The 14,756-nt window shown below is 45.2% G+C and carries 10 protein-coding genes and 2 tRNA genes; 1 reads left to right on the forward strand and 11 read right to left on the reverse strand.

Going from position 1 to position 14,756, the window contains the following annotated elements:
- Positions 1–61 precede the first annotated feature (61 nt).
- Together purL and ICV38_RS05070 are read right to left on the reverse strand one after the other, a co-directional pair.
- Positions 62–4,108 carry a phosphoribosylformylglycinamidine synthase gene (gene purL, locus ICV38_RS05065; RefSeq protein WP_215382628.1) on the reverse strand — a complete coding sequence of 1,349 codons (4,047 nt, stop codon included), beginning with the start codon at positions 4,106–4,108 and terminating at the stop codon, positions 62–64.
- A gap of 21 nt (positions 4,109–4,129) precedes the next feature.
- Entirely contained in the window at positions 4,130–4,798 is a 669-nt protein-coding gene (locus tag ICV38_RS05070; protein ID WP_371819250.1) for an ABC transporter ATP-binding protein, read from the reverse strand.
- A gap of 8 nt (positions 4,799–4,806) precedes the next feature.
- Between ICV38_RS05070 and ICV38_RS05075 the strand changes: the two genes are divergently transcribed.
- Positions 4,807–5,466, forward strand: a complete 660-nt coding sequence (locus tag ICV38_RS05075; RefSeq protein ID WP_215382630.1) for an arylesterase — start codon at positions 4,807–4,809, stop codon at positions 5,464–5,466.
- 2 nt (positions 5,467–5,468) lie between these two features.
- Here the strand turns inward: ICV38_RS05075 and ICV38_RS05080 are convergent, their stop codons facing one another.
- From ICV38_RS05080 to ispD, 9 genes are all read right to left on the reverse strand, one after another.
- Entirely contained in the window at positions 5,469–6,932 is a 1,464-nt protein-coding gene (locus ICV38_RS05080; protein ID WP_215382631.1) for a peptidylprolyl isomerase, read from the reverse strand.
- A 121-nt stretch (positions 6,933–7,053) separates the two neighbouring features.
- Positions 7,054–7,129 (reverse strand) — tRNA-Val (locus ICV38_RS05085).
- Between the two features lie 115 nt (positions 7,130–7,244).
- Entirely contained in the window at positions 7,245–9,677 is a 2,433-nt protein-coding gene (gene lon, locus ICV38_RS05090) for an endopeptidase La (RefSeq protein WP_215382632.1), read from the reverse strand.
- A 189-nt stretch (positions 9,678–9,866) separates the two neighbouring features.
- Positions 9,867–11,225: an ATP-dependent Clp protease ATP-binding subunit ClpX gene (gene clpX / locus ICV38_RS05095; protein ID WP_215382633.1), complete on the reverse strand. Its 1,359-nt coding sequence runs from the start codon at positions 11,223–11,225 to the stop codon at positions 9,867–9,869.
- A 30-nt stretch (positions 11,226–11,255) separates the two neighbouring features.
- Entirely contained in the window at positions 11,256–11,885 is a 630-nt protein-coding gene (gene clpP, locus ICV38_RS05100) for an ATP-dependent Clp endopeptidase proteolytic subunit ClpP (protein WP_215382634.1), read from the reverse strand.
- A 30-nt stretch (positions 11,886–11,915) separates the two neighbouring features.
- Positions 11,916–13,253 carry a trigger factor gene (gene tig, locus ICV38_RS05105; protein ID WP_215382635.1) on the reverse strand — a complete coding sequence of 446 codons (1,338 nt, stop codon included), beginning with the start codon at positions 13,251–13,253 and terminating at the stop codon, positions 11,916–11,918.
- 56 nt (positions 13,254–13,309) lie between these two features.
- A tRNA-Leu gene (locus ICV38_RS05110) sits at positions 13,310–13,396 on the reverse strand.
- 79 nt (positions 13,397–13,475) lie between these two features.
- The gene (ispF, locus tag ICV38_RS05115; RefSeq protein WP_215382636.1) at positions 13,476–13,979 is read right to left on the reverse strand and encodes a 2-C-methyl-D-erythritol 2,4-cyclodiphosphate synthase; all 504 of its coding nucleotides are present in this window, start codon (positions 13,977–13,979) and stop codon (positions 13,476–13,478) included.
- Positions 13,980–14,005: 26 nt separating this feature from the next.
- A complete protein-coding gene (gene ispD / locus ICV38_RS05120; RefSeq protein WP_215382637.1) occupies positions 14,006–14,752 on the reverse strand; it encodes a 2-C-methyl-D-erythritol 4-phosphate cytidylyltransferase in 747 nt (248 codons plus the stop codon).
- Between the last annotated feature and the right edge of the window lie 4 nt (positions 14,753–14,756).

Here is a 14,756-nt window from a genome sequence, read left to right on the forward strand (position 1 = left end):
AAATGGAGATATCGAATACCTCCGCTTTCCGAAAAGGTGACCGGCTCCATTGCAAAGGACATTATTTAGCCCAGCGACGTGCGTTTCTAAAGAGCCGCAACCATGGGCTAGCACCGTCTGGGGTCTCAAGCCATTCTGGCGGACACCAACTCATTTGCGCAGCACGGAACACACGCTCTGGGTGCGGCATCATGACCGTAAATCGTCCGTCGGGAGTGGTTACTCCAGTTAAACCGCCAGGTGATCCGTTGGGGTTCATTGGATAGATTTCGGTAGGATTGCCCTGGTGGTCTACAAAACGTAGCGTAGCAAAGCCTTGATTGGTGATTTTTTCTAAATTGCCTTGTTGGCTAAAGTTCGCATAGCCTTCACCATGTGCAATGGCGATTGGTAGCTGACTACCTTCCATTCCTTGCGTAAAGATCGATGGTGAAGCAAGTACTTCCGCCATTACCAAACGCGCTTCGTACTGTTCAGACTGATTGCGAGTAAATTTTGGCCAAGCTTCTGCACCAGGAATGATTCCAGCAAGATTACTCATCATTTGGCAACCATTACAGACGCCTAAAGCAAAGCTGTCTTGACGATTAAAGAAGCTGGAGAACTGATCACGCAGTTGCTGATTAAACAAAATGGTTTTCGCCCAGCCCTCACCTGCACCTAAAACATCGCCATAACTAAAGCCACCACAGGCAATCAGGCCCCTGAAATCATCTAACTTGGCTTTACCGCTTAATAGGTCAGACATATGCACGTCATAACTATCAAATCCCACCAAGTTCACTGCATAAGCCATTTCAACATGGGAGTTCACACCCTGCTCACGCAAAATAGCGACTTTAGGGAGTGCACCCTTGGCAATATATGGTGCAGCAATATCTTCCGCAGCATCGAATGTCAACCTAGGCGACATTCCTGGGTCAGATAAATTATCTAGCAAAGCAAATTCTGAATCAGCACAAGCGGGGTTGTCACGCAAACGCGCAATTTGATAGCTTGTGTTGCTCCACATCTTTTGCAGCAACTCGCGTGGCTCAGCAAAAATACTCTTGGCATCGCGCCAAATTTCAATTCGACCATTAGTGTTCGGTTTGCCAATGACATGACTAAATGCGCTCAGGCCCAATTTACGCAAGATAGCAAATACTGCATCGCGATCTTCTTTGCGCACCTGGATGACTGCACCAAGCTCTTCGTTAAATAGTGCGCGCATTGTCTGCTCATGACGGCGACCAGATACTTGCTGAGCCCAATTCTTGGCATCACCATAATCTGGCTCTTGTCCTGGGTCGGTAGCAATCATATCGACATTAATGGAGATACCGACATGGGATGCAAAAGCCATCTCAGCAACGCAGGCCAATAAACCACCATCAGAGCGATCGTGATAGGCCAACAATTTATTTTCTTTACGTAGCTCAATAATGGCTGCCGCCATTGCTTTGAGATCATCTGGGTGATCAAGATCGGGCGCTACTTTGCCGGATTGATTCAGAACTTGAGACAAGATGCTACCGGCCATACGATTCTTGCCGCGACCCAAATCAATCAGAATTAATTCAGTTTCTAAGGCTGAGCCATCCTGATTTTTAAGCTTTAGTAATGGTGTTGCAGTCCTCCGAACATCTTGCACTGAAGCAAAGGCAGAGATAATTAATGAAACGGGTGCGACTACTTTTTTCGCATCGCTTCCATCACGCCATTCTGTAGCCATGGATAAAGAATCTTTACCAACAGGAATAGAGATCCCAAGGGCTGGGCATAATTCCATGCCAACCGCTTTTACAGAGTCATAGAGCTTGGCATCTTCTCCCGGAGCACCACAAGCTGCCATCCAGTTTGCAGAAAGCTTGACGTCCTCTAGACGGCGAATGTCTGCTGCTAACAAATTGGTAAGCGCCTCACCTACAGCCATACGCGCTGCAGCAGGAGCATCAATCACCGCCAATGGAGTTCTCTCACCCATAGTCATTACTTCGCCGCGGTAACCTTTGTAATCCATCAAGGTGACTGCGCAGTCAGCCACAGGGACTTGCCATGGGCCAACGAATTGGTCACGAGCATTTAAGCCGCCAACAGTTCTATCACCAATGGTGATTAAGAATGATTTACTTGCAACAGTTGGTTGTTGCAGAACCCAAGCGATCGATTGTGCCAAATCAGCATCAGTGACATCTAACTCTATGAACTCTTGAGATAAGCACTTGACATCGCGATGCATACGAGGTGGCTTACCTAACAACACCTCCATTGGCATATCAATTGGCAATGAGGCATCAGTTCCTTCTGCCTGCTTGGAATCCACCAACTGCAACTGGCGCTCTTCTGTGGCCTCACCGACAACTGCAAAAGGACAACGTTCACGTTCGCAGAAAGCTTTAAATAAATCTAGATCCTTAGCTTCAATCGCTAATACATAACGCTCTTGAGATTCGTTACACCAAATCTCAGCTGGGCTCATACCACTTTCCTCGAGAGGAATGCTGCGTAACTTGAATTTTGCTCCTAAGCCTGCGCCATCAGCGAGCTCAGGGAATGCATTCGATAGACCACCCGCACCAACATCATGAATAGACACAATGGGATTATTCTCACCAAGCGCGCAACAGGCATTGATGACTTCTTGAGCGCGACGCTCCATCTCCGGGTTTCCCCGTTGCACCGAGTCAAAATCAAGATCTGCCGTGTTGGTGCCTGTTGCTACTGAGCTACCTGTTGCACCACCCATACCAATGCGCATGCCAGGACCACCAAGCTGAATCAATAAATGTCCGGACTGAATGGCTTTCTTTTCAGTGTGAATAGAGTCGATGCTGCCGATACCGCCAGCAATCATGATGGGCTTATGGTAACCACGGCGGATACCATTGAGTGTCTGCTCAAATACGCGGAAATATCCACCCAAAATTGGGCGACCGAATTCATTATTAAAGGCAGCACCACCCAGTGGGCCATCAATCATGATCTGCAGAGGTGTGGCAATACGTTCTGGCTTCCCGTATTTTTCACCTTCCCATGGAAGATCCGTGCCAGGAATATTGAGATTGGATACGGAGAAGCCAGTTAAACCCGCTTTAGGTTTACCACCAATACCAGTAGCACCCTCATCACGAATTTCTCCACCAGCGCCAGTTGAGGCTCCTGGAAAAGGAGCAATCGCTGTTGGGTGGTTATGGGTTTCCACCTTCATTAAGGTATGAACAAGCCGCGTATCTTTTTCATAGCGATGATCATCGCCTTGAGGAACCCAGGTTTCCGCTTCACAACCCACCATCACTGCTGAATTATCAGAATAGGCAACGATGGTGCCCTCTGGCTGTAATTGATGGGTATTGCGAATCATGGCAAAGAGTGAGCGCTCTTGATCATCACCATCGATCGTCCAACTGGAATTAAATATCTTATGTCGACAATGCTCGCTATTGGCCTGCGCAAACATGATGAGCTCTACATCACTTGGATTGCGTTTCAGGCGAATAAAGTTTTCAGTCAAATAGCTAACCTCATCATCAGAGAGCGCTAGCCCCAGCTCCTGATTCGCTTTGTCCAACGCCGCTCTGCCCTCTGTTAGAACTGCAATGCGCGTTAAAGGACGATCATCTAAAGTTTGATAGAGAGCATTAGCGTCCTCCACTGAATTGATGACAGCTTCGGTCATCCGGTCATGGACTGCAGCTAAAACCTTTTTCTCTTGCTCAGGAGTTAAAGACTTTTTACTCTTCCACGAAAATTGAACACCGCGCTCAATTCGTAAAACTTTTAACCCACATTGCTGGGTAATATCTGTTGCCTTACTTGCCCATGGTGAAACTGTTCCCAGTCGCGGAATGACAATTGCACCTTGGATATTTTCAGCACCACTCTGACCGATTGCATACCAGGATTTGCTCTGGCTAATCTTGGAGGCAAATGGCTGACCATAGGTAAGTAAACTAGCTAGCACCTCTTGGTCTTTAGTATTTAGCTGATTCTCTGACCAAATAAAGTGTAAAAACTGCGCCTCGATCGATTCGAGCTCTACACCTTGTGACGCTAGCGAGGCTAAAAGTCGCTGTTGACGGAATGAGGAAAGCGCATCAGCGCCGGGCAAAAAGTGGAAAAAATGCATCTCCAGATTATAAGGTTTTGCTTACGCCAGCCTACCGCCCTGAAGGTGCAATTGGCGCTGGCACCGACTAGCCAAGGCTGGATCGTGGGTCACCAATACCAGAGTGGATTTGCTGGCCTGATTTAGCTCAAAAAGGAGTCTTATAACTCGCTCTCCGCTAGCCTCATCAAGACTACCAGTAGGCTCATCTGCAAAAAGAATATCGGGCTTGGTAATAAAGGCTCTGGCTAGGGCAACCCTTTGCTGCTCGCCACCTGATAAGGTCTTTGGAAAATGATTCAGGCGGTCTTCAAGGCCAACTTTTTCCAACCAAGCAATGGCCTCATTCTTAGCGTCCTTACGGCCAGACATTTGAGCAGGTAAAAGGACGTTCTCCAGGGCAGTGAGATGGGATAACAACTGAAATGACTGAAAAACGAAGCTAACGTGTTTTGCCCGTAGATTTGCCCTACCATCTTCATTCAAGATATTTAAATCTTGGCCCATCAAAGTGACATTGCCTGAGCTTGGTAGATCAAGTCCGGCCAAGAGCCCGAGTAATGTGCTTTTACCCGAACCTGAGGCTCCAGTAATAGCGATGCTTTCGCCTTGCACAATATCAAAGCAAATGTCGTGCAAAATGGTCAATGAACCATCGCTTGAAATCACCTGTTTACCAAGGTGATTGGCGCTCAATACTTTTGCTGGAATACTCATAAATGAATCTAGGTTGGTGGAACTGCCGAGGCAAACAAATAGTAACGATGGGCTTATTTTGCCTGTTAATTTCGTTTGTCACAGCAAGTAGGGCTAACCCAGTCATCCTGGTCATGGGTGATAGTCTTTCAGCAGAATACGGTCTGCCACGCGGGTCTGGTTGGGTGAAGCTTTTGGAGGCGCAATTAAAAAAACAAGCTAGTCCATGGACTGTTTTTAATGCCAGCATTAGTGGTGAAACCAGCTCTGGCGGCCTGACTCGTCTTCCTGCTTTGCTGGATAGCAAGAAACCTGGCCTCGTTCTTTTGGAGTTAGGCGCTAATGATGCATTGCGTGGTTTATCAATAGAGCAGACCGAAAGCAATCTTCGCAAGATGATTGTTCTGAGCAAACAATCGGGTGCCAAGGTACTACTATTTGGCATACAAATACCACCAAATTATGGGCAACAGTACACCAAGCAATTTAAAGACTTGTATAGCAAACTTGCCATTCAGGAAGGCATTTCTCTTGTACCATTTTTCATGGCTGGGGTAGTAAGCAATAAAGATTTATTTCAGAGTGACAACATTCATCCAAATGTTACGGCACAACCTATTCTCTTTAAAAATGTATGGGACGCTATGGCCCCATATCAGTCGCTACTCCAAAAAACCCCGTAAGCTTAGCTGCCAGAATTGTTTGATGGTGGCTTTAAAGGATTGATCACTTTTACAGAAGCGGAGTCACGCCAATAAGACATAAAGCTTGCAAATTCTGATTGAGCTGCTAAAGCTTGTATCTGTTGTGCTTGAGCTTTATGGACTTTGGCATCAACATCAGTAGGCTGGCGCACCTGATCAACGCGATATAGTGTAGTACCAACGCCGGGGTTCCTTACAGATACCACTACAGGAAATTTATCTGGATCAATAGACATCACATCATCTATTGCAGGACCAAGCAAGTTTGCAGGCTTATTGCGCGACACCCAAATTGGGCTGTCAAAGCCTGCTGCATTTTTGGGATCTTTTTCTAAAGCAGCAAAACGCTCTGCGGCAGCCGCTACCGCCAATTTCTCGGCGGCACGTTGACTTACCTGACGCTTCACTTCCGTTACAACATCTTTAAAAGGCATGATTTCGGCCGGGTGAAAAGTAAGCACGCGAGCAGAAACAAAAACACCAGGAGCAGTTTGCACAGCCTCAATATTGCGTTTGTTTTTTAAGGCTTCATCGCTAAATAAGGATTGAACCACCTTTGGATTGGCCAACGGATGGTCTCGAGATACACCTGAAGGTCCTGACCTAGTTAAACCTTTTTGACTTTGAACAGAGAGTTTTAGTTTATCGGCAGCAGGCTTTAGACTGTCAGATTGGTCATAAGTCATATTGGCAAATTGATCTGCCTTTTCACTAAAAATCTTTGCATCTTCTTTGGGATCGGCTTTGAGAACAATGTATTCAACATCCACATACTCAGGACTTTCAAACAACTTAGAGTTTGCGTTATAAAAAGTCTGAAGTTCCTCTGAACTTGGGTTCACCTTCGTCAAATAATCCTTTGCATTAAAGTTCAAAGCTTGGATTTGGCGCTCTCTCGCATAAAGAGTGGAAACAATATCAGATAATTTCGGAGTACCAATCTCAGTACGTGCTACTGAATTGACCAGCTGACCAATCTTGAGATCGAATGCCTGGCTGGCATAGAATTGTTCTTCATTAAGACCATTGCTAACTAGTAATTGCTTAAAGCGAGCATCATCAAAGCTACCATCTTGACGGTATAGAGCGCGAATTTGCGGGATGCTTTGTAAATTTTTAACCAGGGCTTCCTTGCTGACTTGCAAACGAAGGCTTGCAACAGCAAAACCCAAAATACGTTGCTGTAACAAATCATCCAAAATAGCCTGTCGAAATTGCAAGTTCTGCGCAATTTGCAAATTTCCACCAACACGCTCTGCTTGACGTTTCGCTGCGTTATCCACCTCTTGTGCAGTAATCGGTTTACCGTTGACTTTTACTAGATCGGTTTCCTTATCCATAAAACCGGAGTAGCTAGAAATACCGAACATGACAAATGACGGAACAATAAATAACATCAGCACAAGCTGCAGTAATTTTTGATGCTTACGGACGGTATCAAACATGTATGAGTTCGCTAGTAATAATAAGTAGTATCGCGTTTAGATAAACGGGAATGATAGGATTTTACTAGGGAGGAAAGGTTTTGAGCAGAAAGCCATGAAAAGGCTTAAGCATGTGAATATTTGGTGGGCGCTGAGAGGCTCGAACTCCCGACATTCTGCGTGTAAGGCAGACGCTCTACCAACTGAGCTAAGCGCCCCAAAATATTACAAGGAGAGATTGTAACCTAAACGTGGATTTATTGACCGAAAACCACCAAAACCAGCCCATTCTTAAGCGCGGTTTTGGTGGGCATCACTAGCAGATGAAAAGCTTTAATGCTTGAGCACATCTCCTGAAGAAACGCTCTCTTTAGCTTTGCTGGCTTCAGATACCTTCTTTGCTAACTCCTCAGGGGTCGGATCAGGTAAAGCCTCTGGCATACGCTCTAGCGCAAGTTCAAGGACTTTATCAATCCAGCGAACCGGAACGATTTCGATTGCATTCTTAACGTTGTCAGGAATTTCAATAAGATCTTTCACGTTTTCTTCTGGGATCAAGGCAAGTTTGATACCTCCGCGATGAGCTGCAAGTAGTTTTTCTTTTAGGCCGCCTATTGGAAGTACTTCACCACGCAAGGTAATCTCGCCGGTCATTGCCACATCCGAACGAATTGGAATGCCTGTAAAGACAGAAACCAGGGCCGTTGTAATGGCGATACCGGCTGATGGACCATCTTTAGGAGTAGCACCATCTGGGAAGTGAATATGAATATCTTTCTTCTCAAATGCCTCATCAGAAATACCAAGTCGCTTAGCTCTTGAGCGGACAACAGTGCGAGCAGCTTCTACTGATTCCTTCATCACGTCACCAATAGATCCGGTGCGTGTGATAACACCTTTACCAGGCATAGTAGCGGCTTCAATGGTGAGAAGATCACCGCCAACCTCTGTCCAAGCCAAACCAGTTACCTGTCCAACTTGATTTTCTTTACCGGCTAAGCCGAAATCAAACATACGCACTGATAAGAACTTCTCTAAATTGTCTGCATTGACAACTACGGGAGCAGCCTCTTTCTTCAAGAGCAACAGCTTGACTACCTTACGGCAAATCTTGCTAATTTCTCTCTCTAGGGAGCGCACACCAGCCTCACGAGTGTAGTAGCGAATCATGTTGCGAACAGCACTTTCTTCAATCTTGAGTTCGTCCTTTTTCAAACCATTATTTTTGATTTGTTTTGGAATCAAGTAATTGACAGCAATACTGGTCTTCTCATCTTCCGTATAACCGGCTAAACGAATGATCTCTAGACGATCTAGTAATGGGCCTGGAATATTCAATGAATTTGACGTAGCCACAAACATCACATCAGACAGATCGAAGTCCACCTCGACATAGTGATCTTGGAAAGTGTGGTTCTGCTCTGGATCCAAAACCTCAAGCAGTGCACTGGCAGGATCTCCGCGAAAGTCCATACCCATCTTGTCGACTTCGTCCAAGAGGAATAAGGGATTACGAACGCCCACCTTCGTCAGACTAGTCAAAATTTTGCCCGGCATAGAGCCGATATAGGTGCGACGATGGCCACGAATCTCAGACTCGTCACGCACACCACCTAGCGCCATTCGTACGAATTTTCTATTCGTTGCACGGGCAATCGATTGACCTAAAGATGTCTTACCAACACCAGGGGGTCCAACCAAGCAAAGAATCGGCGCCTTCACTCGATCAACTCGCTGCTGAACCGCGAGGTACTCCAAAATACGTTCTTTCACTTTATCTAACCCATAGTGATCTTCATCCAACACTTTTTCTGCATTAGAAAGATCATTATTGATTTTGGTTTTTTTCTTCCAAGGGAGATTCACCAAGGTATCAATGAAGTTACGGATGACAGTAGCCTCAGCTGACATCGGCGACATCAATTTGAGTTTCTTTAATTCAGACTCGGCTTTTTTTAGAGCTTCTTTAGGCATACGTGCTGCCTTTATTCGCTTTTCTAGCTCCTCAAGATCAGCGCCCTCTTCGCCCTCACCCAATTCTTTTTGAATCGCCTTTACCTGTTCATTCAAGTAGTACTCGCGCTGACTCTTCTCCATTTGGCGCTTTACACGACCACGGATACGCTTCTCCACTTGAAGAATATCAATCTCACTTTCGAGATCGGCTAAAAGACTTTCAAGTCGCTGCACGACATCAGTCATCTCCAGTAAACGCTGCTTCTGCTCAAGCTTCACTGGTAAGTGAGCACAGATCGTGTCGGCCAAACGACTTGGATCATCAATACCGCCAAGTGATGACAGGATTTCTTGTGGAACTTTTTTATTCAGTTTTACGTACTGATCAAATTGCGCCATGATGGCGCGGCGCAATGCTTCCGTTTCATGCGCATCAATCGCATTCAAAGCAGTAGGTGTCGCTTCACAATTGAAATAACCAAGGCTATCTTCAATCTGACTGACTTCAGCACGTTGCACACCTTCTACAAGCACCTTAACGGTGCCATCAGGAAGTTTGAGCATTTGTAAGATGTTGGCGATACAACCAACCTCATAAAGATCTTCAATACCAGGCTCATCCTTGGCAGCAGTCTTTTGAGCCACTAGCAGGACGTTTTTACCGGTTTCCATTGCAGCCTCTAAGGCTTTAATGGATTTTGGGCGACCCACAAACAAAGGGATCACCATATGCGGGAATACAACTACATCCCGCAATGGGAGTAAAGGTAGTTGAATCGGCTCAGAGGGTAGTAATAAGTGGCCAGGCATGGGGCAATTCCTCCAAAGTAATCAATCCTCAAGCATCAATATCTAGCAGCTTCAATTTATAAGGCACTAAATACAGACGTTATTATTGAGTAGCATACTACCTATATGGGTAGCACTTTGAGAAATTCAAGGGGAAAAAGTGCGAAAAAAGGGCAAAAATACCCAAAAAATAGCAAAAAGCCTAAGAATTTAGGCTTTTTTGCTTAAATCGGACTGATCTAAATCTTGCTTATAGACCAAGAGTGGTTTCCCACCCTCTGCAATGCTCGCTTCGTCAATCACAACCTTCTGCACATTCTTTAAGGATGGAAGGTCATACATGACATCCATTAGAGAGCCCTCAAGGATGGAGCGAAGACCACGAGCACCTGTTTTGCGTGCTATTGCCTTTTTGGCAATAGCTGAAAGTGCTTCACGACGTACTTCAAGCTCAGAGCCTTCCATAGTCAACAGTGCTTGATATTGCTTTACAAGGGCATTCTTGGGCTCAGTCAGAATCTGAATCAAGGCCTCTTCATCCAACTGGGCTAGTGTTGCCACAACTGGCAAGCGACCAATCAATTCTGGAATCAAACCAAACTTAATCAAATCTTCTGGTTCAACCTCAATGAGCAAATCGCTAACACCGCGATCATCCTTACCCGGTACTGCAGCGTTAAAGCCGATACCTGTTTTTGCTGTGCGTTGTTGAATGACTTTTTCGAGTCCATCAAATGCTCCGCCGCAAATAAATAAGATATTGGTGGTATCCACTTGTAAGAAATCTTGGTTAGGATGCTTGCGTCCGCCTTGCGGAGGTACAGAGGCCATCGTACCCTCAACTAACTTGAGCAAAGCCTGCTGAACACCCTCACCGGATACGTCACGCGTGATCGATGGGTTGTCAGACTTACGTGAAATCTTATCTATCTCATCAATGTAAACAATACCGCGCTGTGCTTTTTCTACGTTGTAATCACAAGCCTGTAAAAGCTTTTGAATAATGTTTTCTACGTCTTCACCAACATATCCAGCTTCAGTCAATGTTGTAGCGTCAGCCATTACGAACGGTACATCCAACATACGCGCCAATGTTTGGGCTAACAATGTCTTACCGGACCCAGTTGGACCAATTAATAAGATATTACTTTTAGCCAACTCAACACCGTCAACGATTGCTTTAGCTGGAGCCTTTGATTCTTTTTTATCTATAGCCTCAACTGCTTTGCCATCCTTGTCTAGCTTCTCTTTTTTAGGCTTAGGCAAGTACTGCAAACGCTTATAGTGGTTATAAACAGCTACTGCCAAGGTTTTCTTAGCATGGTCTTGACCAATGACATACTGATCTAGATTCTCGCGTATCTGATGAGGTGTTGGTAATGAATCATCGTCCTCTTCCTTAGGAAGCTTGGCAATTTCTTCCTGAATAATATCTGTACATAAATCAATACATTCATCACAAATAAATACTGATGGACCGGCAATCAGTTTTTTTACCTCGTGCTGACTCTTGCCGCAAAAAGAGCAATACAAAACTTTATCGCTTGAATTGGTAGTGGTATCGCTCAATGTGTTTACTCAAAGAAAATAATTAGGTACTTAAGGACGCTTTTCGATTACTTTGTCAATCAAGCCATATTCCTTGGCTTGGTCTGCTGACATGAAGTTATCGCGATCAGTGTCTTTTGCAATGGTTTCAATCGACTGACCTGTGCGATCAGCCAAAATTTTATTCAGACGCTCACGCAAATACAGAATCTCACGGGCTTGAATTTCAATATCAGAAGCCTGACCACGAGCACCGCCTAGTGGCTGATGAATCATAACGCGAGAGTTAGGTAGTGCATAACGCTTATCCTTTTCACCGGCACACAACAAGAATGCGCCCATACTCGCGGCCATACCCATGCATAAGGTACTGACGTGGGGCTTAATGAATTGCATCGTGTCATAAATCGCCAAGCCAGCAGATACAGATCCACCTGGGGAGTTGATATACAAAGAAATATCTTTGTCTGGGTTTTCACTCTCTAGAAACAATAACTGTGCAATGACCAAGTTTGCTGTTTGATCATTTACTTCGCCAACCAAGAAAACTACGCGCTCTCTCAGTAAGCGTGAATAAATGTCATATGCACGCTCACCACGTCCAGAGGTCTCAATGACCATCGGAACCAAGCCCAATCCTTTAGGTTCTAAATCATCAGATTGAAAATGGTTCAGATTCATATTGAGACCTTTGTTGTTAAATAGTTAGATTTATTTTAGCTTGCTTAACTCTTCGAAACTAATCGCCTTGTCACTAACTTTAGCTAATGATGTGAAATGCTTGATCACATTGTCTTCTAGGACTAGGTTTTCGATATCTTTGAGGCGACTTGGGTTGCTATAGAACCAACGAACCACTTCTTTTGGATCTTCATAGGTGGCTGCTTGCTCATCGATTTCAGCTTTAATTTGATCGGCTGTAGCAGCGAGATTATTTTGCTTAACTAGGTCACCCAAGATCAAGCCGAGACGTACACGCTTTAGCGCCTGCTCAGCAAAAATCTCAGCAGGAATTGGAGCATCCTTTGCATTTGGAATGCCGCGCTGCATAAGGTCCTGACGGGCACCCTCAACCAAACGCTCTTGCTCAGAGGCAACCAGTGACTTAGGAACATCAAGTTCACATAATTCATTTAGTTTATCCATCACTTCATTTTTCAACAAAGAGGTGATGCGGCGCTTTACTTCGCGATCTAAATTTTGTTTTACTTCTTCACGCATCTTTGCAACACCACCTTCAGCAACACCTAAGGAGAGAGCAAATGCATCATCAACCGCAGGCAAATGTGCCCAGTTAACAGACTTCACGATAATTGTGAATTCAGCAGTTTTTCCAGCGACATCTTTGCCGTGGTAATCCGCAGGGAAACTGAGTGGGAATGACTTGCTTTCGCCTGCTTTCAAGCCCAAGGTAGCAGCCTCAAACTCAGGAAGCATACGACCCTCGCCTAATACGTATTCAAAGTTTTCGGCTTTGCCGCCAGTAAATTCAACGCCATCAATCTTGCCAACGAAGTCGATCACTACTTGGTCACCGTTTTGAGCAGCTGTATTAGCACCACCATCACCATGAGCACCGGCTTCGCCGCGTGGGTGATAATGAACTTGCTGCTTACGTAATACATCAAGAGCACGGTCAATCTCAGGATCACCGATTTCGGTTGTGTACTTCGTTACTTCTGCTTTGCTGAAATCACCAATCTTGACTTCAGGGAGCACTTCAAAAAATGCATCGAATATGATTGTGTCAGCATCAAGCTCACTCTTTGGTTCAAGACGAGGTTGTCCGGCTAACTTAACACCCTCTTTTTGACTTTGCTCATAAAAGAGTTCGGAGGCTTTATCAAACTGAAGTTCGAAATCCACTTGCATGCCATACTGCTTTTCGACAATATTCTTAGGCACTTTGCCAGGACGGAAGCCGGCCATTTTCATGGTCTTGCCAACTTTAACCAAACGAGCTTCACGCGCTTTCGCCAAATCGGCACGAGCGAATTCCAAAGTCATTTTGCGGTCTAATGAACCTAAATTTTCTATCTGCACAGCCATTCTCGTCTCTTAATTGAAATCTGGAAATGTGAAGTCCAAGCCAAGTAGCAATCTTGTGGTGCGAGGAGGGGGACTCGAACCCCCACACCATTTCTGGCGTCAGGACCTAAACCTGGTGCGTCTACCAATTTCGCCATCCTCGCGAATATCCGCAAACACTGCCAAGCTTAGACTTCACTCTAAAGACCATAATTCTACAATGCTTAGGGTTTTAGAGGCTTTTTAGGCCTTGTAGAGCAAAGCAACTGCATGGACTGCTATGCCCTCACCCCGACCCAAATGGCCCAGGGATTCATTGGTTTTAGCCTTGAGGTTCACATGACTTGGAGTAACAGCCAAATCAGCGGCAATGTTTTTGACCATTTCTGGCAAAAAATCAGCCAATTTAGGCTTTTGACAAATGATGGTGGCATCCACATTGCCAACGTGATAACCGGCAGCTTGAACCTTCTGAAGGGCTGCTCTGAGCAGAATACGGCTATCCATGTCTTTGAATTGAGGATCGGTATCTGGAAATAACTGCCCAATATCATTTAAGCCCGCTGCTCCAAGTAGAGCATCCGTTAAAGCATGCAATAAAGCATCAGCATCAGAGTGACCCAATAAACCCTTTTCATAAGGTACATGAACGCCGCCCAGAATTAATTTGCGATCAGCAACAAGAGCGTGAACGTCATAACCTTGACCAATTCGAAATTGTGGAATGTGTAAGTTGGTTTGAGTCATATCAAGATCTTTGCAAAATATTACCGTTACTTTCCTGAACTCAGGAGCAATTGCATCAATTCCCAGTCTGCTGGATGAGTCACTTTGAAATTGCGAGTAGCGCCTTCTATTAATAGTGGCTTAACACCTGTTAGCTCTATAGCGCTTGCTTCATCTGTCACATCTGCCTCCAGCCTAATGGCATCTTCAAGGGCATCATGCAACTTCTTTAAGGCAAACATCTGCGGTGTTTGAGCTTGCCAAAGATGTTCACGGGGAATCGTTTTCTCAGCATGCGGCAAATTACCTGCAATTGCAGAATCGAGATCGGCCTGCTTCAATGTATCAGCTAAAGGGACAGCCAATATGCCGCCTGAGATTGATAACTGAACAGTTTTAATTAACTTCTCTATTAATGCTGGCGTGATACCTGGTCTCGCAGCATCGTGAACTAGTATCCAGTCACTCTCTGCAATCCCAGAGTCTAATAATGCTCGCAAAGTATTGCGGACCGTTTCTTGTCTTGTTGGTCCACCAGTGGGCAAAAAATGAATGGGTTTACCGCCCTTTTCAAGACTCTTCAGAATGGGATTGTCGATAAAACTTGGGGAGACACCAACCCAGATTGATTCAATCTCAGGGGACTGCAAAAAAGCTTCAAGGGCGTATGCCAACATGGGCTTTCCAGCTAATTGCTGAAATTGCTTAGGTAACTGCCCGCCAAGACGAGAGCCAGTACCCGCCGTTGGCAAGAGCGCATGGCACTTCATATTTGATTGGTTTGGTAAGCCCATGCCT

This window comes from Polynucleobacter sp. MG-6-Vaara-E2 (assembly GCF_018687695.1).
Classification (GTDB): Bacteria; Pseudomonadota; Gammaproteobacteria; order Burkholderiales; family Burkholderiaceae; genus Polynucleobacter.